Annotated in this window: 21 protein-coding genes; 19 read left to right on the forward strand and 2 right to left on the reverse strand. The window is 48.1% G+C overall.

Translation table 11 applies throughout. From position 1 onward, the window contains the following. Positions 1–66 precede the first annotated feature (66 nt). The 14 genes from QFZ80_RS37035 (at position 67) to QFZ80_RS37100 (ending at position 20,335) form a co-directional block, all read left to right on the forward strand. Entirely contained in the window at positions 67–1,800 is a 1,734-nt protein-coding gene (locus QFZ80_RS37035) for a phage tail sheath family protein (protein ID WP_307550189.1), read from the forward strand. A gap of 42 nt (positions 1,801–1,842) precedes the next feature. Then, positions 1,843–2,277, forward strand: coding sequence for a phage tail protein (locus QFZ80_RS37040; RefSeq protein ID WP_057304094.1), 435 nt, complete (start codon positions 1,843–1,845; stop codon positions 2,275–2,277). Positions 2,278–2,399: 122 nt separating this feature from the next. Next, positions 2,400–2,777 carry a hypothetical protein gene (locus QFZ80_RS37045; RefSeq protein ID WP_057304095.1) on the forward strand — a complete coding sequence of 126 codons (378 nt, stop codon included), beginning with the start codon at positions 2,400–2,402 and terminating at the stop codon, positions 2,775–2,777. 20 nt (positions 2,778–2,797) lie between these two features. Next, positions 2,798–2,977, forward strand: coding sequence for a DUF6760 family protein (locus QFZ80_RS37050; RefSeq protein ID WP_307449325.1), 180 nt, complete (start codon positions 2,798–2,800; stop codon positions 2,975–2,977). Positions 2,978–2,984: 7 nt separating this feature from the next. Beyond that, positions 2,985–3,440, forward strand: a complete 456-nt coding sequence (locus QFZ80_RS37055; protein ID WP_171642337.1) for a phage tail protein — start codon at positions 2,985–2,987, stop codon at positions 3,438–3,440. A gap of 23 nt (positions 3,441–3,463) precedes the next feature. Further along, on the forward strand, positions 3,464–7,870 hold the full coding sequence (locus QFZ80_RS37060; protein WP_307563611.1) for a hypothetical protein: 4,407 nt from the start codon (positions 3,464–3,466) through the stop codon (positions 7,868–7,870). A 63-nt stretch (positions 7,871–7,933) separates the two neighbouring features. After that, the gene (locus QFZ80_RS37065) at positions 7,934–8,560 is read left to right on the forward strand and encodes a CIS tube protein (RefSeq protein WP_307550186.1); all 627 of its coding nucleotides are present in this window, start codon (positions 7,934–7,936) and stop codon (positions 8,558–8,560) included. A 4-nt stretch (positions 8,561–8,564) separates the two neighbouring features. Further along, positions 8,565–9,653, forward strand: coding sequence for a phage late control D family protein (locus tag QFZ80_RS37070; RefSeq protein ID WP_307563614.1), 1,089 nt, complete (start codon positions 8,565–8,567; stop codon positions 9,651–9,653). After that, a complete protein-coding gene (locus QFZ80_RS37075; RefSeq protein ID WP_307550184.1) occupies positions 9,653–10,378 on the forward strand; it encodes a phage baseplate assembly protein V in 726 nt (241 codons plus the stop codon). The genes QFZ80_RS37070 and QFZ80_RS37075 overlap by 1 nt, the downstream gene beginning before the upstream one ends. An 18-nt stretch (positions 10,379–10,396) precedes the next feature. Then, a complete protein-coding gene (locus QFZ80_RS37080; RefSeq protein WP_307550182.1) occupies positions 10,397–10,798 on the forward strand; it encodes a GPW/gp25 family protein in 402 nt (133 codons plus the stop codon). 53 nt (positions 10,799–10,851) lie between these two features. Continuing rightward, entirely contained in the window at positions 10,852–13,926 is a 3,075-nt protein-coding gene (locus QFZ80_RS37085; RefSeq protein ID WP_307563616.1) for a baseplate J/gp47 family protein, read from the forward strand. Positions 13,927–14,228: 302 nt separating this feature from the next. After that, positions 14,229–16,463 (forward strand): putative baseplate assembly protein, encoded by a 2,235-nt coding sequence (locus tag QFZ80_RS37090; RefSeq protein WP_307550180.1) that lies wholly within the window; start codon positions 14,229–14,231, stop codon positions 16,461–16,463. 29 nt (positions 16,464–16,492) lie between these two features. Continuing rightward, a complete protein-coding gene (locus tag QFZ80_RS37095) occupies positions 16,493–18,610 on the forward strand; it encodes a phage tail protein (protein WP_307550178.1) in 2,118 nt (705 codons plus the stop codon). 33 nt (positions 18,611–18,643) lie between these two features. Then, on the forward strand, positions 18,644–20,335 hold the full coding sequence (locus QFZ80_RS37100) for a hypothetical protein (RefSeq protein ID WP_307550177.1): 1,692 nt from the start codon (positions 18,644–18,646) through the stop codon (positions 20,333–20,335). 175 nt (positions 20,336–20,510) lie between these two features. On the opposite strand, the gene QFZ80_RS37105 is transcribed toward QFZ80_RS37100, so the two are convergent. Beyond that, positions 20,511–21,389, reverse strand: coding sequence for a LysR family transcriptional regulator (locus QFZ80_RS37105; RefSeq protein ID WP_307550176.1), 879 nt, complete (start codon positions 21,387–21,389; stop codon positions 20,511–20,513). 110 nt (positions 21,390–21,499) lie between these two features. On the opposite strand from QFZ80_RS37105, the gene QFZ80_RS37110 reads away from it, so the two are divergent. Together QFZ80_RS37110 and QFZ80_RS37115 are read left to right on the forward strand one after the other, a co-directional pair. Next, positions 21,500–21,910 carry a tautomerase family protein gene (locus QFZ80_RS37110; RefSeq protein ID WP_307550174.1) on the forward strand — a complete coding sequence of 137 codons (411 nt, stop codon included), beginning with the start codon at positions 21,500–21,502 and terminating at the stop codon, positions 21,908–21,910. Between the two features lie 2 nt (positions 21,911–21,912). Continuing rightward, positions 21,913–22,242, forward strand: coding sequence for a carboxymuconolactone decarboxylase family protein (locus QFZ80_RS37115; protein ID WP_307550172.1), 330 nt, complete (start codon positions 21,913–21,915; stop codon positions 22,240–22,242). 265 nt (positions 22,243–22,507) lie between these two features. Here the strand turns inward: QFZ80_RS37115 and QFZ80_RS37120 are convergent, their stop codons facing one another. Beyond that, entirely contained in the window at positions 22,508–23,167 is a 660-nt protein-coding gene (locus QFZ80_RS37120; protein ID WP_373460459.1) for a TetR/AcrR family transcriptional regulator, read from the reverse strand. Positions 23,168–23,444: 277 nt separating this feature from the next. Here QFZ80_RS37120 and QFZ80_RS37125 point away from each other — a divergent pair, with 277 nt between their 5' ends. The 3 genes from QFZ80_RS37125 to QFZ80_RS37135 are packed head-to-tail and all read left to right on the forward strand — an operon-like array spanning position 23,445 to position 26,495. Beyond that, the gene (locus QFZ80_RS37125) at positions 23,445–24,296 is read left to right on the forward strand and encodes an SDR family NAD(P)-dependent oxidoreductase (RefSeq protein WP_307563619.1); all 852 of its coding nucleotides are present in this window, start codon (positions 23,445–23,447) and stop codon (positions 24,294–24,296) included. Beyond that, the gene (locus tag QFZ80_RS37130; RefSeq protein WP_307550166.1) at positions 24,293–25,303 is read left to right on the forward strand and encodes a zinc-dependent alcohol dehydrogenase family protein; all 1,011 of its coding nucleotides are present in this window, start codon (positions 24,293–24,295) and stop codon (positions 25,301–25,303) included. The genes QFZ80_RS37125 and QFZ80_RS37130 overlap by 4 nt, the downstream gene beginning before the upstream one ends. Before the next feature lie 31 nt (positions 25,304–25,334). Continuing rightward, complete coding sequence (locus QFZ80_RS37135) at positions 25,335–26,495, forward strand: SMP-30/gluconolactonase/LRE family protein (protein WP_307550164.1); 1,161 nt, start codon at positions 25,335–25,337, stop codon at positions 26,493–26,495. Positions 26,496–26,570 lie beyond the last annotated feature (75 nt).

Consider the following 26,570-nt stretch of genomic DNA (forward strand, 5'->3'; position numbering starts at 1 on the left):
GAACTGGTTTCATGTCTGTGGCCGTATTGATTTGCAAGAAGTGCCATCTGACTGAACTGGGGAACAATGGCTGACTATTTATCACCTGGAGTCTATGTGGAAGAGTTTGACAGCGGGGCGCAACCGCTTGAAGGTGCAAGCACAAGTACGGCCGGGTTTATAGGGCTTGCGCAAAGAGGGGAAATTGAAGGTGTCCCTCAACTGGTTACGAGCGTAGCTGATTTCCATCGTTTATTCGGCAGTTACTTGTCCGAGAATGAATTCGGTGAGTATCGTTTCCTTTCTTATGCAGTTGAGCATTTCTATTTAAATGGAGGTTCTCGCTGTTATGTCATGCGCGTAGCGCCAACTGACGCTAAGGTAGCAACGAACAAAGCGGCAACGAACAAAGAATCCGCGATTCTGGAGATTGCTTCCAAGAACCCAGGGACATGGGGGAACCAAGTTCGTATCGTGGTTGTTCCGTCCAGTAAAGCTAAGACGCAAATCTATGAAGTGCTGAGCGAGACCCAATATCGCGTGAAAAATAATGCTGGCTTTAATGTCGGCGATGTAGTTGCCTTCGAAGCCGCTGGCCAGAAGCAGTACAACAAAGTCGTTTCTTCCCAAGACAACATTATTGAGCTTGCTGAAGCGCTTGATGGGGATGTTGTGGATAGCGGTCTGCTTCCATCCAAAGTGTTAACAACTAGCGAATTCACGTTGCATGTATTTTACGGCGATGAAGCAGAGACTTATGAGAAAGTGTCCCTAAACATCTCTGCGGCGAACCACATTGAGAAAATTGTTTCCCGTTCGAACATCATTACGGTGAAAGATTTGACAGATGGTAAGGATCTGGGTGCTGTTGCTCCTTTCGAAGTGCTCTCTGGTGAGAATGAGACGGTGGGCAAATTCCAGATCGCATTGTCTGGCGGAAGCAACGGTTCCATCGCGCAAGTGACTCCTGATATCTTCATGGGTGTAGATCGTGGACCTGGTAAACGTACAGGTATCCAGTCTTTCATCGACAACGATGTTGTGAGCATCATCGCGATTCCGGGTGTAACTGAGCCTACGGTTCAATTATCTCTCGTAGCGCATTGCGAAAACCTGGGCAGCCGTTTTGCCGTTCTCGACATTCCGCGTGAGAAGACAAAAGTAGCCGATGTGATGACGCACCGTAACATCTTTGACAGCAGTTACGCAGCGATGTACAATCCTTGGCTTCAAGTGTTCGATCCATTAGACAAAAGAAATATATACATACCGCCATCTGGCTCTGTTATTGGTATCTACTCCCGTTCCGACCAAACGCGTGGTGTTCAAAAAGCGCCTGCTAATGAAGTCGTTCGTGGCGCAGTGGGTCTTGATTGCCAATATAACAAGGGCGAGCAAGATATCCTGAACCCACAAGGCGTAAACTTGATTCGTGCTTTTGCCGGACAAGGTATTCGTGTATGGGGTGCTCGTACAACGTCGTCGAACGGTTTATGGAAATATGTGAACGTGAGACGTTTGTTCATCTTCATTGAAGAGTCCATCAAGAACGGCACGAACTGGGTCGTATTCGAACCGAATGATGAACAGCTTTGGGCTCGTGTACAACGAACCATTGATGCGTTCTTAACTCGTGTCTGGAGAGACGGTGCCTTAATGGGCGGAAGTCCTTCCGAGGCGTTCTATATCAACATCGGACGCAGCACAATGACGCAGGATGATATCGACAACGGTCGATTGATCTGTGTGATCGGGGTTGCTCCGGTCAAACCTGCCGAGTTTGTAATCTTCCGCATTACTCAGAAAACAAGAGAAGAATAGTCGAAACGTTAGATATTTCTCATATTAGGAAAGGGGTATTATATGGCTGGCGAACGTAGGGATCCATACCGCAATTTTAGATTTAGAATTGAAGTAGAAGGTATTCAGCAAGCTGGTTTCAGCGAAATCTCTGGATTTGACGCATCCTTGTCGGTAATTGAATACCGCGAAGGAAACGAAACCATTACGCCTCGGAAGCTTCCGGGACTTGCTAAATACGGCAACATCTCACTAAAGTGGGGTGTTACTGACTCCATGGACATGTATAACTGGATGTCTGAGTCGATTCAGGGGAAAGTTTCCCGCAAAACGGTCACGATCATCGCAATCAACGAAGAAGGCGCAGACGTAGCGACTTGGCAGGTTATTGAAGCATGGCCGTCCAAGTACTCTGCTCCAAGCTTCAAAGGTACAGGCAATGAAATTGCCATTGAGAGCCTAGAGCTTGCCCACGAAGGCATGACACGCACGAAGTAATGCAGCGCTAGAGTAGGCGCCGGAGCACGAAGTCTCCGGCTCCTAACTCTTCTTTTTTTCAGGCGCTAAGCTAGTTTGCTTACGCAGTAAGTTTTCTTTGATAATGCTAAGGGGGTAACATCATGGCTTTCAAAACGGAATATGAGTTCGAGCTGCCTAGAGGATATGTGGATGACAACGGTACGCTGCACAAGAGAGGCGTTATGCGGTTAGCAACAGCTGCAGATGAAATCCTACCCATGCGTGACCAGCGCGTCCAGCAAAATCCGGGCTATTTAACGATTATCCTACTTACACGAGTGATTACCAATCTTGGTGATTTGCGTGCAATAGATACCCGAGTGGTAGAGAAGTTCTTCACGGCCGATCTCGCGTTCCTACAAAACTTTTATCGTCAAATCAATGAAATGGAAGTGCCGAGAGTACACACAAGCTGTCCGAAATGTGAGCATGAGTTTGATGTGGACGTGTCTTTTTTGGACGAGATGGCGGGGGCATAACGGGTTATCCCATTGACAAGATCTATGAGGAAGCGGGCTTTATTGCTTACTACTTTCATTGGACGCATGATGAAATCATGTCAATGGAGCACCGGGAGCGCCGAACGTGGTGTGAGGAAATATCCCGCATCAACCGCAATCTGAATGACGATGGTAAAAAGCAGCCTGACAATCCGTTTGATGTGTTCGGTAAGAGGTGAGTAACAAGTGAAACAGTCCAAAAACGAGTCCAAATTGCATAACGTAGGCGGCGCATTCCGGTTCGAGGTAGAGCTTGACGGACTCATTGTCGGCGGTTTTTCTGAAGTAACAGGCATGAAGTCTGAAACGGAAGTTAAGCCCTTGTGGGAAGGCGGCGTGAATACGCACCCCCACTATATGATCGAACATACGAAGTATCCCAATATTGTGCTAAAAAGAGGCATCACCACTTCCAGCGAGCTCTGGGAATGGTACAATGGTGTCGCCCAAGGCAAAATAAAGCGTAAAAATGGCTCCATTATTCTACATAATCAAGCAGGCACGGAGATGTGCCGATGGAATTTTTTTAGTGCTTTTCCGGTGAAATGGAACGGACCTGATTTGAATGCCAGCAGCGGTAATGTAGCTATCGAGTCGATCGAGCTGGTACATGCCGGTTTGAAAACTATTTTCAAAAAATAAGTGTGCTCTTAGGGGGATTGTTTATGAAATCTCGACAATCGCATAAACCCCGAGTGAAGAGAACCAAGGGCATATTGCAGATTTCTGCCGCTAGCAGTAGCTCTGCGGGACGTGCAGCCATGCAGTCCAAACAGTTTGCATCTGGCATTATGGGCAAATACGGATTTTGGCGTAATAACTATTTAGGTTTGTTAGCTCTTATTTTTAAACAAAAAGGAATTCTCACGGATAAGGAATTATCAGCCTTAACGGATACGAATGACCAGTCTTGGGTTATCCAGCTGCAACTGCAGCTGCAAAGCTTGCAGCATCCTGAATCCGCACCGCTTATTACGAAAAAGCAAACGATTCGTCAGCTACAGCAGCTGATTGCGAATAGTGGTTACAGGCTTCCTTCAAAGACGACTGTTGATCATTTGTCGAGCCAAACGTCTGTACAATCGTCTCACCAACAGATGCAAGTGCTTGCTGACAAGCAAAGCAAGAAAAAAGGACGAAAAAGCAAAAAGAATGCGGAACTATCCGTAAATCAATTGAATCATCAAGCTGCTGCTGCTCATGAGATTTTGGGTGAGAAGCAGGCGATGCCGCCAAAGAAATCAATTTCATTTAACTACGTTAACAAAGGGAATTCACCGTTAATTCAGCGCTCTATTCGGCAGATTTCGGCTTCAATTGGGATGCTTTCACATGCCCAAATCAGTAACCCGAATCAACACGCGCAATCGGTGAATGGACCTCAACATACGAAATTACATACACAGCGCTCAAACGTGCATAGAGCTGCACCTAAGAATAATCATGTGCAAGTAGTCAAACATGTGGATGCTATCCGGCATACATCGCAATGGATAGAGCAGTTCCAAGAGGGGAAGCCAAGCATTGGTTTGCCTGATGCCAAGGTAGATCATTCTGCTATTGCTCCTTCTGTGGTATCTACATTTGGGATGGAGCCTTCTTACCTGCATGCGGCCAAGCTTTATTTAAATGGTGTGGACCAAACACAAACACTGCAGCAGGGAATACAAAGACTTCCGCAGTTATTGCCAAAGCTTGGTGAGGGGCCCTTCTCGAAATCGGAAGCACCTGCTTCTGTACATTTTATTAGAAGCTTACTTGTCAAAAATATGGCTAATGTCAGTGATGAGGAGAATGTTTCGCCAACTGCCCTATTGTCGCCTATAGGTGAATGGAAGAGCGATGGGAAACTAAATCGCAAGGGAGAAGCTTCAACGGCTAGAGGTTTTCTCGCTGCTAGTCAGCAACCATTAGCTATTAATGCGGCGCGATTGACTTCAACTTTGCCTTTTGCTATGCATGCTTCCATATCAAGGGGAGCCCAGCAAAGTGTGCAACAGGTTTGGCATAAACGGAATGAACAGGTAGAAGGTTTTGGACAAGAGCGACTAACAGCTCAAGTGGTGCATCAAGATGATGCTTTGACTTCGGTGCAAAAACGAGCTCAGGATCAAATACAGAATCAACCGAATCAAGTACAGGATCAGGTACCGAATCGAAATCAAGATCAAGTACTGATTCATGTGCCGCAAGACGAGCATACACACCAACCAGTGCAGCTAGAGATTAACTCTTCTGCCGGTCAAAAGCTTGATATGGGGACTGGGCAGCAGCCGATTTCGGAAGCAACCTCATATGAAAATTGGAAAACTCGTTCAAGCTCGCGTGAAGGTAACAAGAGAAATCGGGGCTCCTCCATGATGGAACGCCTCATCAAGCTAGTTACTAAGCAAGTGACTGAGCAAGGTATTGAAGCATCTCCATATGTAGAGGCTGCTTATCCTTCCCAGATACATAGAAAACCTAGTGTGATGGACAATGGACTAGAATCTGTTGTGAAAATTCAAAGCAACGAGAAATTGCTAAAGCAGCTGGTCCAACGACAAAAACAAAGACAAAATTCTTCTAATGATTCATTTGTTGGGAGTATACATACAGTTCCACAAAATAAATTACAGGTGATCTCCGATCATCTAACCATGACTACTCATATTCCGCGGATTATGCGCAGGGAGAATATTGTGCAAAGTAAAGCTGATAATCCCCTAGCCATCGCAAGATCGGTTGCGAATCCGAATGTGGAATTGATGATGCAGTCACGCTCTGAGGCATTGCTACTACAACCAAATAGGAGTACAAGAGCAGTTGTCAAAGCACAAAGGAAAGAGGGTAGTAAACAACTATCTTTCAACTCTAGCTCCAATAGAGTGACACTCCAACCAGGAATTCCTCGTGAGGGATACCTGGCCAGTCTGCAAGCCAGTTCATTTTTGCGTGATTCACAGCGTGTTTTACGAACGGCTTCGAAACCTGAAGAACAAGATGAAACAAGCTTGAAAATAGGCCGAAATATCCCAACATCTGCGAGGTCGGCGATACTTAGGGACCAAACATCAGATGCGCTGGGTGCTATGAAGCCGCTTGAGGGATATCGAGCTAGCATGCAAGCCAGCTCGCGTATACAGCTGCAAGAGGTAGGGCGTGTATTTCGTAAAGTGGCAGGAACCGAAACAAATAGTGAGTTGAGCAAGCAACAACATGTGTTACAACAAGAAGATAGATCAGCTGCTGCACGAAGCGTACTACCTTCTCAAACTTTAGCTATTGAACTAGCTGCGAAAATGGCCAAATCCAGTGTCATGAAAATAGGAACAAGCCTGAACTTGGCAGCAGAAGTTAAAAGGAACGCTGGTTCTGAGAATCGACTTGATGGTTTTCAAACTAGCCGACAAGCTAGACCTGGATCTCCTAAGCCGGAGGCTCGACGGATTTTTCTTACGCCAGTTGAGTCAGCAGGTTCGAGACAGTTAGAAGAGAGCAGACAACAACGTGCAAGGATGAACGAAGACAGATTTGGGACTAAGTCGCAGGGTGTCATCCCCTCCTCCCAAAGTTTAGCTTCTGAGATAGCTACAAAAGTAGTTGAAAACAGTTTGAAAAAGATTGGTCCTAGTCTTACAGTGGATGCAGATCAAATAGGCGTACAGCGCAGCTTCTCCCGTAATACTGAGCTATCAGAGTCAGCTTCCGTTCGTGCCATTTGGAGGCAAGCTGAAAAAGGGGCGATAGGTGAGACAGCACCGAATATAGAGGCAGTAAGTGGAACCAACCGAGAAAGAGCCAGTGAAAAGGTTGGTAACACAGCTAGCAGCAAACTTAGGAATGACAGTACAAGTAATGAAGTAGTAAACCACCCACTGGAACTTGTTAGAGGCACTATAAATCAGGCACCCGTGGACATGGTAAGAAGAACAGGCGGGCCGACGGGAATCGATCGAGTAAGAGAACAGCAAGCAGTGATACAAAGAAAAATCGATACCGAGGTAATGACATCAATTCGGCCAGAGATTGGCGGGGCTAGACAATCGATGACTCAAACTGGGACGGGTGAAGCAATGACCCGACAGGTGAAGAGTCGAACAAGTCAAGGAGAAGCCGGGCAACCAGCAGATATTCGCACGGGTGCAAGAAAAACCAGTCTAACGATGGATTATCGAGCAGTAAGCGAAGGGATGGCTGGGCAAACGACGAGTCAGACCGGCCAAGCAGTTTGGCGCAGGGCGCAAGTCGAGCATGTTCAGAGACAAGTTATTGTCGATAACAGCGAGCGCGAGCTGCAGGCAGGGAATGGTTCGGAGAATCGACTGGAAGCCGGCGGCTTCCAGTCAGATTCAACGGAGCGAACCATTCGGGCTAGAGTGAGTGCGCTGGAAGAGGAGCGCGCTCAGGGGGTTGAGCTTGCTGCCGCTTCGCTAGCAGCAGGTAATGCCGGCGGCGCGCGTGCTGCGCGTGCGCCGATAGCTCGCCAGCCCGTGAGCATGACACCGCGTGTCATGCCGCTGCTGGCGAGCAGCGCAGGAGCGCTTCGCGCTGCTCCTGCGGGTCTCACCCAGGCGGCTGCCATCGGCAGCGCCGCCTGGGCAACTACAGCTGGCGCTCAGCGCAGCGCCAGCATGACCCACAGCAGCAGCGTAAGCTTGGCTGCTGCTGCAAACAAGCCGCTGCCCACGCAGGTGCAGCGGCAGGCTCTAGCCGGCGGCGTGCCGAGCGTCGGCGCTCCAAACCAAAGCGCGCCGATGAACAGCGGCACGCCAAACGCGAGGCAAGATTACTTAGCCTCGCAGCAGCAACAGCAACCCACGCTGGAGCATAAGCAAACTCCAGCCGCAGAGATCAGCAGCGCGCTAGCGGAAACGCCGCTGGAGATGGACTGGCTGCGCACTAAAGCAAGCGCAGACGAAGCACCAACCCCAGCTGCGCCGGTTCCTCAGACGGCGCCGGAGCTAAGTGCCGAGCAGCTGCAGGAGCTGATGAAACAGCTCCCGCAGCTGGACATAGCCAAAATTGCGGACAAAGTTTACCGCGAAATTGAGAAAAAGATGAAGTTCGAGCGGCAGCGTCGAGGCATCTAATTATTTTCATCATGAATCGTTAATAACGTTAAGTATAGATAAAAGCAGAAAGGACAGACACCTATGGCACTCAAGAAAGCAATGATTATCGTTCACAAGGGAAGCAAAACAGAAAATGTTCAAGTGATGTTCAATCCGGGTGAGTATACCCTGGACACGAATAACAGCTATTCTTGGAAAACAGTGCCGGGTCTGTCCATGCCCATCGCTCAATTCGTTAGCGGAGGGACAACGACGCTGTCCATGGATTTTTTCTTTGATACTTATGAGAAAGGGACGGACGTCCGTCTGCTTACGAAGAAAATCTCAGGCCTCTTGGATGTCGAGAAGGAGATTCATGCACCGCCGCTTTGCCGGTTTGTATGGGGTTCTCTGGACTTCAAGGGAGTAGTTGTGGCGGTTAATCAGCACTTCACGATGTTTCTGGAAACCGGAGTTCCGGTTCGTGCCAAGCTGAAAGTGACCTTTAAATCTACGCTGAGCAAGAAAGACCAGCTTAAGCAGATACCTCGCCATTCGGCCGACAGGACGAAGCTGAAGATGCTGAATCAAGGGGAACAGCTTTGGATGATTGCAGCAACTGAATATGAGGATCCAACCTTATGGCGGGAAATCGCCAAAGCCAACCAGATTGATAATCCAATGAAAGTCGCAACGGGACGCCGCATTTCAGTTCCGAGGCTGGATTAAGCCGATGCCCTTAGAATTAGAAACAAGCTCCTTTCCCTATGACGACTTGGCCAAAAAGTACAAAGATTTTTATGCGCCTTCCTATCTAATTAGCGTAGATGGAACGAAAATATCGGACACGATCGCCATTGATATTCTTCGCGTTGAAACGTCTATCGATGGAACCGCAGACTCCTTTTCATTTCGGATTGCGAATGCGTACGATATTACAAATAATGAGTTCCAGTGGCTGTCTACGTTCTCTTTAGGCAAAGCCATTGAGATCAGTTTAGGGTATGTAGACAAAATGACCGCTGTATTTTCGGGACATATTACATCCGTTGTTGTTGATTTCCCGGAAGAGGGTGCTCCTGGCCTCGTCGTGCGGGGGATGGACATATCTTATCTCATGATGAAAGGTGCCAAATCTCGTTCGTGGAATAAGAAGAAATATAGTGATGTTGTTGAGGAAATCGCCAAAACGTATGGCTTCAAAACACATATTGATGCAACGACGACGGAATTTCCTGCGCTTTCGCAGAGTCAGATTAATGACTATCACTTTATTCAAAATTTAGCTAACTTGGTTAACTATGATTTCTTTGTTGTGGGGAAGAATTTATATTTCCGTAAGCCGCTCACGGCGATGACAGCAGTGATGACGCTGGAAATGGGAAAAATGCTCCGCAGTCTAATGATTGATATGAACTTAGCCGAGCAAATTACGGGTGTAACCGTTCGTGCCTGGGATAATAAAGAGCTGAAAGTAATTGAAGGTAAATCGGCCAGCGTTACGAAGCTCGGTTCCAACAGCAAGACAGGCAAGGATATCTTGGCATCTAAAGGTGATTTCATCGAGCATATGTATACGAATGTGTCCTCTGTGGAAGAAGCGAAAAGCTATGCAAATGCGATTCTGAATCGCCGGGCCATGAAGTTGATTAGCGGTAACGGGGAATGTATCGGGATTCCTGAAATTCGCGCCGGGCGCTATATCAAACTCAGTGGTGTTGGGAAAACATTCGACCAGACTTACTATATTACCGGGGCTATACACATTTTTGACGATGAAGGCTATACAACTCGGTTTCAGCTGGGGGGAAATGCGGTCTAATGTTCAAAACTCCCGATATTACGATAGGTGGCGTGTCCGATTTTGCCAGTCAGAAATTTGGTGGCGTTATGGTTGCCATTGTAACGAATAATACCGATCCTGATAAAATGGGGCGAGTGAAGCTCAAGCTGTCCATGCAGGAAACAGAGACCGAAACGGACTGGGTTCGCATCGCGACGTTAATGGGCGGCAATAATATGGGCAGTCTTTTTATCCCGGAAGTGAATGATGAGGTTTTAGTTGCTTTCCATCTGGGAGAACTCCGCCAGCCCTACGTCATAGGAATGCTGTGGAATCCGAAGAATAAGCCGCCTGCGCCCGCGGAGAAAAATGATCTGCGCATGATTAAAACACGCTCTGGCCATGAATTATCGTTCAATGATAAAAGCGGTGATGAGAGCATTACGATTAAGACGAAAAAGGGCCAAATTATTGAATTGAAGGATAAAGATGATAGTATTTCGATCGCGGATTCAAGTGGGAATAACAAGATTTTGATCAAAGGCGGATCTGCGAATGAAATTTCGGTTGTCAGCCAAACTTCGAAGATCACCTTGAACGCCAAAGGCGAGGTCAGTATGGAGAGCACGAAGGAAATCAAAATCAAATCCACCCAAATTAGCATAGAAGCTTCTGCCACGATGGCTCTGAAGGCTGGGGCAACACTGGATCTGAAGTCCGACGGCATCATTAATATTAAAGGCAGTATGGTCAAAATCAATTAACGAGAGGAGCGTGGCGAGGTGTCGGAGGCATTTTTGGGACGAGGCTGGAAATTCCCCATTCAGGTCGATCCTGCAACAGGTCGAATCCGCATGTCTGAGTATGAGGAAGACATCGCCGAAGCGATCCGCGTTATTCTGGGGACCACACAAGGGGAGCGGGTTATGCGCCCGAGTTTTGGATGCGGAGTTCAGGAATTTATTTTCGGATTAACGGACGATACAACGCTTCATTTGCTTCAAAGCAATATTCAAGAAGCCATTCGGAACTGGGAACCTAGGGTTCACGAAGTTGATGTACAAGCCATTCCGGAAGCAGATGACCCTGCTAAGGTGATGATTCATATTTCTTATTTGGTACGTACGACGAATAACTTATTTAACCAAGTCTATCCGTTTTATTTATTTGAAGGATCGAAATAGAGAGAGGCTGGCTGCGGAAGCGATGACGACACGTACAGAGAGGAGGTGGAGCTGTGCAACCTCCCAAAATTGATTCTAGAGATTTACTCGATTTGATCGCGCAAATGAAGGAAATGGCACCATACTATACGCCCGAGTGGCGGTTTACGCCTGACAATCCGGACCCGGGTTCTGCGTTGTTCTTGATGTTTGCTGATATGTTTCATGACAATATCAAACGGTTGAACCGAGTGCCCACGAAAAATTTGATATCGTTCCTCAATATGTTCGATGTTACGCTGCTTCCGGCACGTCCTGCCCGAAGTTACTTGACGTTTGCGCTGAACGAGGGTACGAAGGAATCCGTGTTCATCTCGGCAGGCACACAAGTTGCCGCTGCAGCAGAGGAAGGCAGCATCCTGTATGAGACCGCTCGTAGCGCGTTATTGACTCCTGCGCTGCTTACGGATGTGTACATGACGAGCCGGAAACAGGATATGATTATTCGTGTATCCGATGAGTTCGTCACGGCATCCCGGCAAGGATACGCAGCGCCGACGGCGCTTTTCCGTTTGCAGGATGGCGACAATTTACAGGAGCATGCCATTTATTTGGAGCACAGCTCTCTTTTCACCGTGTATAATACGGCACGTATCGAAATCGAATTCCGTAACTCGAAGCGGCGTTTTGATGAACTTTCGATGTCCAGCCAACTAGCGGATCCCGAGCTAACCGAGTGGCTGTATGCCACAGAGGAAGGCTGGAGGGCTTTTGACCACGTAGAGGCTAGAGGTAATAGGGTTATTTTATTGAAAGCAGTCGCGGGTGAGATAGCACTCCAAGCAGTGAACGGGGCATCCGGACGCTGGATACAATGCCGTTTAATGCCGCTCGTAAGCGGAGGTAAAACGCTGGCTGACAGCAGGATGTCCATGGACCATATTTCATTTAAAACCGATTATGTCGATACACTGGAAACAGGTGGCGTTCGGCCTGATCAGATGTTTTACAATGATATTGGCGCGGACCCATCGGGGTTTTATCCGTTTGGTGATCAGTTTGCACTTTATGGTTCTTTTTACATCGGAAGTCAGGAAGTATTTTCGAAAAAAGACGGCGATATTAAGCTGGGCTTTGGGCTGCAAGCGATTCAGAATCGGTTTCAGCCGGAGCTGACGGAACAAGTCGATTGGAAAATGGTGATGAAAAAATCCAAGTTCGATAAGCCGCCAGTTACTCACGTCACCGTTCTGGAGGTTGCTTGGGAGTATTGGAATGGAGCAACTTGGTTACGGCTGGATGTGGGGAAGGAAGCAGAGAAGCTGTTTTATTATCCGCAGGAGCAGAAGGTACGCAAAGAAATTCACTTTCGCTGTCCGGATGATCTAGAAGCGACATATGTGAACGGCAACGAAAACCGCTGGATCCGAGCGAGGATTTTACATATTGAGAATGCATATGTGGCACAAGCGATCTATCTTTCACCTTGGGTGGATGATGTATCCTTAACCTATCAGTATGAAGATCGTCTGTATCCAGCCGAACGTTGCTTAGCTCTGAATAATACGGTGTTTGAGGATCGGACTCGGCATAGCCGTCAGTTGGAGGGCGGATTTGAGCTCTTTCAACCATTGGAGGGCCGTCATCCTGCCTTGCATCTTTCTTTTGATACACCGCCTGTAAAAGGCCCGATAGCGATGTTCGTCTCAGTGAAACAACAGCGGTTCTCGGAGCAGGACATGCCATTACTAGAATGGGAGTATTTGCGAGCTAGTTTGATGCCGGGAAGTCTTCCCGAATGGGCTGCACTCAAAGTTATTGATGATACGAACGGTTTGACCCAGAGCGGTACCGTGCAATTCGTAGGTCCATCTGATTTTACTGGAGCGTCATTGTTTGGCAAAGAAGGCTACTGGATTCGTGCTGTTAATCGTGATGATAAATATGATGATAGTTCCGGTCGGATACAAATTCCTACCATTCAGGGTCTGTACATGAATACGGTTCAAGTGCTTCAGCAGGAGACGATTATCGGGGAAATTCCCGATTCCAAAGGGCTTGAAGAAACGGAATACCAGCTCAGCAGAAGCGGGATTGTCTCCGAAGAGGTATGGGTGGATGAGACGGAGTTTGTGACAGAAGAGGAAATCGCTGAGTACGAACGTACGGGAGTGCCTCTTATGGAAATAAGTCGAGATTCCGAAGGAAACTTACTTCAACTTTGGGTTCGTTGGACAGCGGTTCGCCAGATGGCGGATTCCGGCAACCGGGATCGTCATTATATGATCGATCGTACGTTTGGACGCATTCGTGTAGGCGATGGTATCCATGGCATGCGACCGCCAAAGGGTGGGCTGGAGCAGCTGAAGGTAACTTACCAAGTTACGTCCGGACAAATCGGAAACGTAGGGGCTCGGCAAATTAACCAGATGCAGGACTCTATTGCGTTTGTCGGTGAGGTTTTTAACCCAGAACCAGCGTCAGGCGGCTGCCAAGCTGAAAAGCTGGAGTCGGCCTTGCAGCGCGGTCCAGAATTGCTGAAGCATCGGGACCGGGCAGTATCGTCCAAAGATTACGAGTGGCTGGCGCGTGAGGCTTATCCGAACATTGCCAAAGTCACTTGCATCCCGAATCGGAACGCCTATATGCACAAAGAAATCGGGGCTATGACTTTAGTGGTACTGCCAAAAGAAGGGCAGAAGGGAAGCTCCGCGTTTCCAGAGCTGAAGAAGCAGGTGGAGAGGTATATTCTACAACGGGCTTCCAGCCTGGTTGCTTTCCCGGAACGATTGCAAGTGATTGAGCCGGTCTATATGGAAATTTCCGTTTCGGCGATCGTGGCCGTTGAGGGAATGGAGGCTGTAGTAGCTACCGAAATTCAGGCGATTGAGAAGCTGAACCGTTTCCTCGATCCGCTAACCGGCAATTTCGACGGCAAAGGCTGGCAAATCGGCCAGCAAATCCACCCCTCCGTGTTCTACGCGTTGTTGAAATCAATTCGAGTGATCAGTCATGTAGAGAAGCTTTACATGACCGTATACAAGATTGAGGACGGCGAGCGTACGGAACTTGACGTGAACCGCCTTCCGGCGCTCCCGCACGGGATCATTGTGAGCGGTAAGCACAAGGTTGTTGTGAACGCGTTGTAGTGAGGAGAGACTCCGTACCCTTACTCCCACCAGCATCAAGTGAGTTAGTCTTGTTGATGAGGGGTTTTCGGCAAATAAGAGTCTTTAAAGACTGCTATTTTTGTTTTTAACCTAGATTTGCTGTAATAGAAGCCTCTAGAGACTCTTATTTCAGCAATATCATATAAAAAGATGGGATTTAACAGAAATAAGGGTCCTTAGAGACTGCTAATCAGTAGCTCCAACGGAAAATAGCGATAATAGGAGCCTTTAGAGACTTCTATTTGGTGGGGGTTAGTAATAATCGAAGGAGGTGAGCACAAGTGCTGCCAATACCTAATTTGGATGATCGTATGTTTGAACAGATGGTGCTGGAGGCTCGGAAGTCGATACCGAAGCTTTTTCCGGAGTGGACGGATGAGAATGAACATGACCCGGGGATTACGCTGCTGGAATTGATGTCATGGATGACGGAGATGCAGCAGTATTACTTAAACCGGGTGACGGAGCGCAGTGAGCGGAAGTTTCTGAAACTGCTTGGGATTAGCCCTCGTGAAGCTGTATCCGCGGTTTGTGAGGTGGCGTTTGCTGGATTACAGCAGCAGCTTGTGCTCCCCAAGGGGACACCGCTACAAGCGATGGACCAGCTGTTCGAGACACTAGACACGGTGAATCTTGTACCTTCCGAGCTTGAAAAAGTGCTGGTCCGTACGGAAACGGCGGCTGGTGATTTTACATCCAATAATCATGCTAAGATTGCTTATTATGCTTTTGGACCTGAAGCGCGTAAGGGCGCGCATTTGTATCTCGGTTTCGATAGAGCGCTGCCTGAGCAAACGGAGATATCAATCTTTTTTAAGTTATTTGACCGCTATCCGGTAACCGTGGGTAACCGTGAAGATGGGACAACGCCGATGATTTCTTCTGCAAAGGTGGCTTGGACGTTCGCGGGGGCTGAGCAGCAGAGGCAAAGCGAAAGCTGGCTGCCGATCGAGCAGATAAGCGACTCAACGGTTCATCTGTCGCAGAGCGGCGAGCTCCGTTTTCGGATCACGTCGGAGATGAAGCCGATTGCTCTTTACCCTGCGGATGATCGCAGCCGGTTCTGGATTTGCTGTACACTCGAGGAGGACGGCTATGAGCTGTCTCCGAAGATTGAGAAGGTTAGCCTCAATGCGGTGAAAGCGGCTGAGCAGGAAACCTTCAGCGAAGTTACTGCTTTCAACAGCTCTGGAGAGCCTGATCAGAGCTTCGAGGTAAGCTCGTACCTCGCTTACAACGGCTTGCACACTGTGCAGGTGCAGGACGAGCAAGGGCACTGGCGCGACTGGCACATCGTCGCGGAGCTTGAGGATTGCGAGCCGGATGATCTCTGCTGCCAGCTGCAGCAGGACTCGGCTCTTCGCATCACCCGTCTGCGCTTTGGCGACGGGGTGAACGGGAGTATCCCGCCTCAGGGTCCGCAGCGGGTACGGCTCATTGCCTATACGGCCGAGTTCGACTATGGCCGTTTTGTCGGGGGCAGCAGAGGTCTGCCCGGGCAGACCTTTGAAATCAGCCGTGGCCGGATGTATAAGCCCAGCAGCATGCTGCTGCAGGTTGGCTATCGGCCACGTGGAGAGACTGACGTCGTTTGGGACGACTGGCAGTCCGTGGATGACTTCGATAATTCGAAGTCCACGGACAGGCATTACGTCTACGACGCTGCGGCAGGGACGATCCGCTTCGGCAATAACGAAGCGGGTCTCACTCCGCCCAAGTCCGTGGAACCGAACATTCGGTTCCTGGCGCTGCAAGCGGGCGGGGGTGTGCGAGGCAACGTGAAGGATGGCCTCGTGACCGGCTTCACGAATACCAAAGGCGTGCGTGTGACGAATCCGTTCCCGGCGCGAGGCGGCCTCGAAGCGGAGACGCTCACGCAGGCGAAGCTTCGCGTGCGGCGTGAGCTCGACACGCCGACGCGGGCCGTGACTGGCGAGGACTACGAGGCGATCACGAAGGCGACGCCGGGTCTGCGTGTCGCGCGTGTGAAGGCAATCCCGTTATACAAGCTAGGCATGCGGGATTATCCGAAGGTCAAAGCGCCCGCTCAGATGACCGTCGTGGTCGTGCCTTACAGCGAGAGCGATAAGCCGAAAGCAGGCAAGGGTTTCTTGCAAACGATCAAGCAGCATCTAGATCGGCATCGTCTTTTGACCACAGAACTACATGTAATTCCCGCCGAATATATTAAAATAACGGTTCACGCTGTTGTGGTGATGGAGCCCAAGCACAAAGATGAACAGCGCCGAATTATGCAAGAGCTCAGACTATTACTACAGCCGATGGATCATGGGCAAGGCTCGGAAGGCTGGCGTTTTGGCCGGACTGTCTATAAAGGCGATATTTATGGCGTTATTTCACGGATTAAAGGGGTTGTCTATGTGCAGGACATTTGGATAGATGCCGAGGGCACAGGCTTCCACAAGGATGGCGCTGGCGACATTCATATTCCGCCTTATGCCTTGGTCTATTCCGGTGATCATGAAGTGGAAACCATTAGCCAGACGGATTTATAATCCTTATTTAGGAAAAGAGGTGTCGAACGATGCAGGATGGACAAACGTTTTTCTCACTTAACAAACCGCTTGACTGGGAACAGGGATATGAAGCCAATATTCATATGCAGAGCGAAGGATTTTCGATTCAACAGACGGAAAAATACAGCATTCATCGCATCGTTCGCACAGATGAGTTGGAAGGCATTCATCCTATTCAAGAGATAACGGTTGGGCCAGGTCGGAAGCTATTTTTGCTAGACGAGGCTTCGAATGTATGGATTTATGATGATGAAAGTCGTCATCGGGAGTCGTTATTTCGCCAGGGTCATCAGTTGTTTAGCCAACAAGCGATGCTGGCTTCTATGTCAGATCTTTTGGTGATAGCAGATGCCCACGTTGAAAGCGAGAGAAGACTTGCGGTTTATTCGATTTCCAATGGACAGACCATGTGGGCTATCCATGATTGGGAGGGGCTTGAATTATTCCCTCTCGCGGTTAATACGAGATTAACAACGGCGAATTGTCTTTACGTGGCGGTCCCTTTGGACATTGCGATTGGTATGAATGGAAGTCCCGAAGTCCCTAAGGGCGGCCGGATTGGCATTATACAGTGGAACGCGGCAGGCGAAGTGGTACATGTGTATGAGCATGAAATACACCGTCTGGAAGAAGCGGCTGAAATTACTGCACTTCGAGGGCGTTATTACACCGCTGCTGCGGGTGGTACATTAGTTCTATTGGATGCACTGCTCAGAACGGTAACGGTATTCCATGAAGATGGTAGGGAGCCGTTTCATTTTAAGCTGGAGCAGGAAGGGCGCTTTGCCGGTATTTCCATTGATACGAATCATAATATCTATATAGGGGACAGCGGATACGCACAGCAAGAAGGAGTAACGGAGCGGTTTATTCTAAAGTTTCGCGGAAATGGTGAGCAGTTTGATAAAGTGACTAGCTTTCGAGGGCGAACGGATAAATTGCTGCACGATGGGCGCAACCGGTTGTATGTCTTTGATCGGATAAGTGGTCAGATTAGCCTGCTTGATCTTCGTGCACGTACGATGCTGCTGGAGGGGACTCAGCTTCCGGAGGCCATCTATTTCTCGGCTGAGCTGGATACAACAGAGACGGAGACACAGTGGCATAAGATTCGTTTAGATGCCGATATTCCGGAGGAAACGCAGGTTCGTTTTTCCTATTTTACATCAGATGAAAGTGAAGGATTCATTGATGGCGAATACGTAAATTATACGGGCTATTTGACGGATCCAGGCATTTCGATTCGAGATAAGCTGGCTGCGACGCGTGACTTATGGTCGGAGTCCATTCTGAATCCGAAGGATGCTCTTCTGATGAATGCCAGAGGCCGTTATCTATGGTTCAAAATCGAGCTGGTAGGCAGCGAGCAAAAATCACCTTACATCCGAAAGCTTCGGGTCTACTTCCCGAGAACGTCACTGATTGCCTATTTGCCGCCGATTTACCAACAGGACGAGGATCATAGCCCTTTTCTGGAAAGATTTCTAGCGATGTTCAGCACGTTCTTTGACGATATGGAGGATAAAATAGACCGTATTTCCTCTCATTTCGATCCGGATGCGGTATCCGGCACTTATCTGGAATGGTTAGGTCGCTGGCTGGCTATCACGGATCATGAGGCATGGGGCGAGACGAAGCTAAGATTGCTGATCAAACAGGCCCCTGAGCTTTACAAATTGCGGGGAACTCGCGAGGGCTTGATGAACATGCTTAAGATTTACACAGGGTCTGAACCGTTTTTGCTGGAATATTTTCAGTTTAAACAAATGCAGGAGACGTCGGAGCTGCGCCAGCTTTTTGCCCAGTTATATGGGGATAATCCTTATTGCTTCTGCATCATGTTGAAGCCTGAATTCGTACAGACAGATGCACAACGGCTAACGATCGAGCAAATCATCGAAGACCAAAAACCAGCCTATACCGAAGGCAAATTAATTGTTCTACAACCGTGGATGTACGCGGACATGCATACCTATCTGGGCATAAATACTTACTTATCAGAGCCAACCTTGTTAACACTCGATCAGCGTTCGTCGATGCCTTACAATACGGTTCTGATTGACGTAGATCGCGATAAACGAATGGACATACATACGCGCTTGGAATTGGATTCCGAAATCGAATAAATGAAATGAGCCTTGGAAGGTGAGGGGATACTTATGAAAAAAACACGCTATTACCCGTTCGAGCGCAATCGGTATTTCTATGGAAAGCTGCTGACGGTAAGGGATTTCGAGTCTGAGCAAAAGTATTTCAACGATAAGCGCAGGATGATGAACCGCTTGCTGCATGGTTCTGGCGTACTTACAGGTCTGCAGGTTGTCGCGGTCGATGAAAAGTCCGTTTCTGTAGAGATGGGAGCTGCGATTGACGCACTTGGCCGGGAAATTGTCGTGCCTTCTCCAATGACATTGAAGCTATCGATGATGGACGGTTTCAGCAATAACCAGTATGCCAAGAACGTATACCTATGTATTGCCTATGACGAAAAGGAAAAAGAACCCGTTCACGCGGTGGCTAATTCTTCTGTTCGTTCTGACGAAATTAATGACTATAATCGCGTTTTGGAAAGCTACCGCCTGTTTATCCGAGAAGATGCACCTGATCCAGCGTCATTGCCTTTGGCAAATCTGTCCGATCAGACGGTCGTACTTTATCAAGATTCTGGGGTGCGCGTGCTTCAAACAACACCTCGTTATGTGAATCCAGGTCAACTTTTCGAAATGAAGCTGCGCTTCGAGAAGACTCTTAATGCTGGCAGACTGTCCTTTCAATATGAGCTGGCTGCTGAGCGCGTAGAGGCGATTGATGGAACAACGATTGTGTTCCAAGAGCCGCAGGATGGGCAAGAGAGCGAATATGAAATGAAGGTGCTTTTACGAGCGGATAGTACAGCTTCCGTGAAGGGCACGATTGGTGTGCAGGTGAGCACGGCTGTTTTGAAGCTGGATGACAGGCAGTTGGAGCTGCAAACTCAAGCTATTGGCGAAGTGCAGATTATTGGCGAGGCCGTGCGGGAACGGTTGATGTCGGATTTCGTGAAACAATCGTTGGAGGCTTCTTTAGAAGCTCCTACCGAGCCTTGTATTTATTTGGCTAAAATATGCCTTGTTCAAGTGGGACCAACCTATGTTATTGAAAGTGTCGAGCAAGTGCCATTTGGCGAATACGTGTACAATTCCTCGGTTATGTACAGGCTTGCTCAAGCGAACGAGTACCGCGAGGAAACATCCGGTCAGTTCGTAACGAAGTCCAAAGTGAAAACCTTGGCGCCAGGACAGCCTCCGGAATTCAAGGTTAACTTCAATAAAGCGATTAGCGAGCTTTCATTTGATTTAAGCATTCCAGCAGGCGGCGGCAGCGGCATTGCGGGTATGCTGAGCGGTGTCGTGGACATTCCGATAGAGCCTTTCACGAAGATTGCTGTGTCCCCATTCGGGAGAGCGACCAAAAGCTTCTTCTCCGGCGAAATCGCACATGGACTTGGCGAGGGCAACGTGCTGATCATCACTAGCTTGGAAGAGAGCAGTGGTGAAGCTTTCTCCGAAATGCTATCCAGCGGTGACCGCGTATACGGCGGAGCCTCCGATGTGTTCAAAGGCAGCGAGTTTGAACCCGATGCACCTGAAGTGAAGATTGGCACGATTGCCTATCCACAAAAAGGCACGTTCCGCATTGGTGTGAAGGTACAGCAAACTTCTGAGCCGGGGAATGTACGTGTACGTTGGTGGGCGTATAGCGCTGAAATGGCAAGTACTGCGAGAAGCGGCGCAAACAGTGGAGTCGATTCACTAGACGAAGCGCTTTCCGCGATGAGAGAAGCGGCCTCTGCGGGCAGCGGGGCTGAGTAGTTCTAGTGTACTCTCTCCTATAGGACAAAGGATGAGTTTTTCGTAATATGAACGATTCGGTCGGCTAAAAGGATCCACAAAAAAACACGCCCAGTGGGGCGTGTTTTTTTGTGTTTGGTGGAGTCTCTGTAGGAAGCGAAACCCGGAGTTTTCCAAAAGCTTAAGATCAATACGCTTAGTTACGCCGCAGTTCTTCTTTTACATATTGCATTAAAAGATTTTTTGATGACGAAGGATACTCAGTGTTACGTAATTGCAGCAGGCCGACCGGGATGGATGAATCCTTCAGTTCGACGTGTATTCCCACGATATTAGGGGGTAACGCCGTGGAACCGAGAACGGCTCCTACGGAAGGAATTCGCTGAACGAACCCGGGAATAGCCGAGATTTGGCTCACTGTATATAGAAAAGGAGTTTCGGTGTAATGGGAATATTGCTTAGATAACCTCAGATAATACAAGCAGGTATTTCCCCCAACGATCATCGGATAGTTAAGTAGTTCTTCAAAGGGGATTATTCCGTTTCTTTCGGCCAAGGGATGGTTGTTCGCTACAATAAAGGAGATATTTTCGCTATATAACGGTTCGAAGTGAAAAGAAGAAAGATCGGCAGGCTCTCCACATATGGCAAAGTCCAATTGATTCTGGAGTACCGCGCGTGACAGGGAGTCGGTGTTTCCATTGACAAAGTGACACGATACTTTTGGTTTATGTTCCCAGAATCGTCGCAGAGAGTTGGGTAGCACATGCTCAATCAACGATTCTAGCCCTCCGACGCGCAGGGAGCCGATCTCCTCTCTTTGCAAAGCTTTCGCCTGCTCAGTTACATGGTTCCAGTGTTGAATGAGCTTCTCAATTTCCGCGGCAAAAATTTGTCCAGAAGCCGTTAACTCTGCATCCCATCCTCGCTTGAATAGCTGGATGCCCAATTCCCTCTCCAGCCGCTGGACTTGATTTGTAATCGTAGACTGAGCGTAATTCAATTTCACTGCCGCTTTGGTGAAATTTCCTTCTTGAATAATGGTTTGAAACGTAGTTAGCTCCTTTAAGTCCATGGCACATCTCTCCATCGAATAAATTGAATTAAAATATGATTTTATTCAATTATACAAATAAAGAAGTGGGAAGTACAATTAGGGTATCTTGCTGAAGGAGTGATATTAAAATGCCATTCATCAGAGTAAGCTATATGGAAAATCAATATGGGACACAGCAACTGCCCTTCATAAGCCAAGCGATTATGAGAGCTCTAATCCAGCATTTCAATGTGCCGGAAGACGATTACTTTCAAGTGTTCCACTCGCACAAAGCAAGCGAGTTTTATTATAGTCGGAATTACTTAAACATAGAGCGAAGTGACAGGCTGCTCTATATTCAAATCACGCTCAAATCCGGAAGAAGCACCGAGCAGAAAATAAGCTTTTACGGAAAGTTAGCCGAACTATTATCAAATACACTTAACATGAGGAAAGAAGACGTATTCGTCGTGCTGGTCGACACGGAATTCGAGGACTGGACATTCGGTAACGGCGCTGCGCAAATGATCGAACGTCCGGACAACAAGGGAGAGGCATAAGAATGAAGCATCGAAAAATTGTATCAAACGCTCGTGACTCGTTTGGGGATATTGCCCCTACTTTCGTGCGCTATTCGGAAGAAGTACTCTTCGAGGACGTTTGGAGAAGAGAACAATTATCGCTTCGGGAACGTAGTCTCCTTACGATATCAGTGCTAGTCACCGGAGGACTTACAGGGCAGCTTCCTTATCATCTTCGCTTAGCAAAAGAGAACGGTTTGACCGAAGAAGAACTGATCGAAGCCTTGACCCATCTCGCGTTTTACGCCGGATGGCCGCGCGCCGCATCTGCGATTCAAGTTGCGAAGGATGTATTCGAGGAGAACTCATAAAGACGGGATAAGGGGTGTGTAACTAACCACTGCGGGAGCTCGCATCACTGGCAGTGATGCGTCAGGAGTTCAGCCCTCGCGGACTGAAGAATGTAACAAGTGAGCTATCACTATAAAATAACTTCTAATACAAAATAGAACTCTGTAAACGTCAAAAAGCCCCTATCTTTTCAAGTTGGGGGCTATTTGACGTTTACGGAGGAGCATGGTATCATGCCATATTTTTGTATAGTGTGAGACTTGTCAACCTGATCAGGATCCCGTATTAAGTGCTGTGACTTGGCAGCAACGAGCTGACTATCATTGATAGCGTTTGCCTGTATACGGAATGGGCCGATTGTACATCTCCCAAATGTCCACCCATGTAAAGATGAATAACGCCATGGAGCGAGGCCCAGACTATTCGTACAACGGATTCCGTGTCGTACTGGCCAGGAATCAGCCCTTGCTCTTTCGCATTGCTGATCACGGTCAATAATTGCCGCATGGCTGTTACGGTGCCTTGCATGCTCTCCTCGTCCGGTTTGAAATTTCCGAAGGCTCCTCCGAACATCAGCTTATAATAACCGGAGTAACGCTGCCCGAATTGCCAAAAGGTTTCACCTAAATTCAGAAAATACTGTACTGGATTAGCTGCTTGCGGTGTCGCCTCGAATTCGTAAGCTAGAAGTTTACACCCTTCTAGATACAACTGCTGAGCCAAACCCTCTTTATTGACAAACAAGCTATAAATGATTTTTGTCGAGCAATCCATTTTCTGCGCTACTTTACGTACGGTAACGGCTTCCGGGCCCTCTTCTTGCAAGAGCGTTGCCGCAGCATCAACAACGAGCTTACGGAGATTTTCATTGTTTTGCAAACGAGCTTCTTGGTAGGTTTTCAACACACGTGTGTTCGCAGTGGAGGAAATATCTTGGTCGCTCATCATCTTCACCTTCGGTTATCGTGTTTTCGTCAGGAAACAAGGTTTCTGACTCTCTTACCAGAAATTTTATATAGTTGTTAGGTGGTTGTCAATGTGACGTTGGATGTTCAAAGATCATATTGACTTTCTAAAAATGTGTGGTTACAATGAATTCAATTAGAAACACTGTTACCGAGACTGAAGATTCTTAACTTTCTTCGGAATTGGGGAATACTTCTAAGCATTCAGTAACATTGTTTCTTAACTAAAACATCGTATCTAAAAGGAGAATAACACTATGACATTTCAAGGGAAATGGTCGCTCGTCACTGGAGCTTCTTCAGGTATTGGAGAGCAATTCGCGAGACAACTAGCCAAACAAGGCAGCCATTTGGTACTCGTGGCCCGATCGAAGAGCAAGCTTGAGAGCTTGGCATCAGAGCTCAGAATGAATTATGGCATCAATGCCGAGGTTATCGCGATGGATCTTGCGAAAGAGGGCTCGCCCAGAGAGTTATATCGGCAATGTCAACTTTTGAAAGTGGATATCGAACTGCTGATTAACAATGCAGGCTTTGCTACACATGGTTTGTTCGAACAAGTGTCAGGTGAGCGTCAGCATGAAGAAGTGATGCTCAATGTCGCCGCTGTTGTAGATATGACCCACTTGTTCTTGCCGGACATGTTGCGCAAAAGCTCAGGTGCAGTTATCAATGTTGCATCAACCGCCGGATTTCAACCACTTCCCTATATGGCCGTATATGGAGCAACGAAAGCTTTCGTCTTGTCGTTTACTCAAGCGTTATGGTGGGAAAATCGAAACCGCGGAGTGAAATTCTTTGCACTTTGTCCAGGTTCGACGGACACCAGTTTCTTTAATGTCGTAGGAACGGAAGAAGCATCCGTCGGAAAGAAAGATACGCCGGAAAGAGTCGTAGAGGTTGCACTTCGCGCGTTGAAGGAAGGAAAAATATACGTCGTTCCGGGTGTGCAGAATTATATCGGGGCGCAGTTATCGCGATTCATAACACGCAAACAAGGTCTTCGTCTTGTTGGAGGCATGCTTCGTCCACGCGGAGGATCCGGCAATAATAATATTTATAAGAATACAGATAATCAATCTGATCTTGCAGGGAGGACAATTCGATGAAAGCTATACAACTGACAAACGGCTTCGGCTTTGAGGAATTAAACTTAACGGAACTCGACATACCAACGCCAGGCCCCCGTGAGGTGCTGATCCGCATGAAGGCAGCTTCTCTCAATTACCGGGATCTAGTGATCCTCAGCGGATTAATGCCAATTGAAATCAAATTCCCCTTCATTCCATTATCAGACGGAGCGGGAGAAATTGTAGCCGTTGGCCAAGAAGTAACAAGGTTTCAGGTCGGACACCGAGTAGCGGGTAATTTGCAACAGCGATTTTTTGCCGGCAACCCAAGACCGGGGGTATTAGAAGACAGTCTGGGAGGTCCGTTGAACGGAGTAGCGGCTGAATATGTCGTTCTACATGAAGACGGAATTGTCCATATTCCCGATCACCTCACTTGGGAGGAGGCTGCCACCTTGCCGATCGCGGCATTAACCGCATGGAGCATGCTAATCGAATACGGTGGTTTGCAAGCGGGGGATACCGTGCTGCTGCAAGGAACAGGCGGGGTTTCTATCTTCGGGCTTCAATTCGCTCTTATGGTTGGAGCACGAGCGATCATCACATCGAGCAGCAACGACAAGCTGGAACGAGCAAAAGCTCTCGGTGCATGGCAAACGATCAATTATTCGGAAGTTCCCGATTGGGATAAAGCAGTGTTAGAACGGACTGGCGGCGTCGATCATGTTCTAGATGTTGGAGGAGCGGCAACGATGTCCAAATCCATAAATGCGCTTCGCATTGGAGGGACCTTGAGTATGGTCGGATTCTTATCGGGCTTGACGATTCCGGAATATGATGTCACGGGCATCTTGCAGAAAGCCACAACGGTTCGCGGCAGTCAAGTCGGCAACCGGGATCACTTTGAAAAGATGAATCGAGCGATTGCCCATCATCGTTTACATCCCGTCGTCGACCGTGTATTCCCTCTGGATCGAATTAGCGAAGCATTCGCGCTCTTGGCTGAAGGAAAGCAATATTTCGGAAAAATCGTAGTCCAAATTTAAATCTCACTTAAAAGACATAGGAGGCACTCTAATGCCAAATCCACAAGTTCGTTCCGTTAAATCTCCAGAGGGCGTGAATCGCCCTAAACGCTCACCACGTAAAGTGCGCAGTTTGGGGCTATCGCTGCTTGCTGTGCTCATTCTTGGAGTCATCGTTTTCTTACTAGTTCCTTCACCTATCGAACCGGTAAAATGGCTGGCACCGACGGCTCCCTCTTTTCAGGAAGCGGGCCCTTGGAAACAGAACAACAAACTCAGCTCTGCTCAGCTTGTTACAGATGCCCCACAATTCCCGGAATTCATTACATTCGATAAAAACGGCCAGTTATATACAGGAGATTCGGACGGAAAAATTTACAAGGTTCCTTTCGATGCAGAGGGCAATCCGCAAAAAGCCCAAGTGTTTGCAGACACCAAAGGAACGCCTAATGGACTTAAATTCGATGCCAAAGGCGATTTGATCGTTACGGATATCAAGAGGGGACTGCTGTCTATTAACCCATCGGGGAGCATAGAGGTATTGGCCAATCAAGTAGATGGCAAGCCGATCTATTTAGCTAACGAGCTTGATATTGCCCGGGACGGCTCCATATATTTTTCCGATACCTCGAACTATGGACGTGTGACATTCAGAGAAATTGCCGAGAACAAGCCGCATGGACGCTTGCTGAAGTACGATCCAATGACCAAACAGACGACCGTCCTGTTAGAAGGCCTCTATTTTGCGAACGGGGTTGCCTTGTCTGCGGATGAAGATTTCGTGCTTGTGGCGGAATCGTATCATTATCAGTTGACCAGATACTGGCTCAAGGGTCCAAAGAAGGGGACATCTGATATTTTTGCGGACAATCTCGCAGGCTTTCCAGATAACATTACGCGTGATGAACAGGGTCATTTCTGGGTCGGGATCTTTACGACTCGCCTTTCTTTTGCAGATCAGATGCATCGCAGCCCGTGGTTGGCTGGTATCATGGCCAAAGTACCAGAGTCGCTGCTTAGCGGCGCAAGTGCACCAGCGAAGCATGGGCTTGCTGCGGAGTTCGGCCCGCAAGGGGAACTTATCGGAAGCTGGCATGATCCGGAAGGCTCATTGTTTGGCGTAACTACGGCTGCAAGCCATAACGGATATTTATATATAGGAACGGCACCTGGAGGCAGTAGAGGCGTTCATCGCGTGCTTTTAACAAAATAATGTTGGAATCCGGGAGGGAACGAATCATTTTACATACTTAGCTGCAAATTTAGTGATTAATAGGGATGGCAGAAA

The organism is Paenibacillus sp. V4I7 (assembly GCF_030817275.1).
Taxonomy (GTDB): Bacteria; Bacillota; Bacilli; order Paenibacillales; family NBRC-103111; genus Paenibacillus_E.

Coding starts and splice junctions, on each gene's coding strand:
- QFZ80_RS37105 (WP_307550176.1), bottom strand. CDS start 21,389: ATGGACTTAAAGGAGCTAACTACGTTTCAAACCATTATTCAAGAAGGA.
- QFZ80_RS37060 (WP_307563611.1), top strand. CDS start 3,464: ATGAAATCTCGACAATCGCATAAACCCCGAGTGAAGAGAACCAAGGGC.
- QFZ80_RS37135 (WP_307550164.1), top strand. CDS start 25,335: ATGCCAAATCCACAAGTTCGTTCCGTTAAATCTCCAGAGGGCGTGAAT.
- QFZ80_RS37120 (WP_373460459.1), bottom strand. CDS start 23,167: ATGAGCGACCAAGATATTTCCTCCACTGCGAACACACGTGTGTTGAAA.
- QFZ80_RS37130 (WP_307550166.1), top strand. CDS start 24,293: ATGAAAGCTATACAACTGACAAACGGCTTCGGCTTTGAGGAATTAAAC.
- QFZ80_RS37075 (WP_307550184.1), top strand. CDS start 9,653: ATGTTCAAAACTCCCGATATTACGATAGGTGGCGTGTCCGATTTTGCC.
- QFZ80_RS37070 (WP_307563614.1), top strand. CDS start 8,565: ATGCCCTTAGAATTAGAAACAAGCTCCTTTCCCTATGACGACTTGGCC.
- QFZ80_RS37065 (WP_307550186.1), top strand. CDS start 7,934: ATGGCACTCAAGAAAGCAATGATTATCGTTCACAAGGGAAGCAAAACA.
- QFZ80_RS37045 (WP_057304095.1), top strand. CDS start 2,400: ATGGCTTTCAAAACGGAATATGAGTTCGAGCTGCCTAGAGGATATGTG.
- QFZ80_RS37040 (WP_057304094.1), top strand. CDS start 1,843: ATGGCTGGCGAACGTAGGGATCCATACCGCAATTTTAGATTTAGAATT.
- QFZ80_RS37115 (WP_307550172.1), top strand. CDS start 21,913: ATGAAGCATCGAAAAATTGTATCAAACGCTCGTGACTCGTTTGGGGAT.
- QFZ80_RS37100 (WP_307550177.1), top strand. CDS start 18,644: ATGAAAAAAACACGCTATTACCCGTTCGAGCGCAATCGGTATTTCTAT.
- QFZ80_RS37110 (WP_307550174.1), top strand. CDS start 21,500: ATGCCATTCATCAGAGTAAGCTATATGGAAAATCAATATGGGACACAG.
- QFZ80_RS37095 (WP_307550178.1), top strand. CDS start 16,493: ATGCAGGATGGACAAACGTTTTTCTCACTTAACAAACCGCTTGACTGG.
- QFZ80_RS37125 (WP_307563619.1), top strand. CDS start 23,445: ATGACATTTCAAGGGAAATGGTCGCTCGTCACTGGAGCTTCTTCAGGT.
- QFZ80_RS37035 (WP_307550189.1), top strand. CDS start 67: ATGGCTGACTATTTATCACCTGGAGTCTATGTGGAAGAGTTTGACAGC.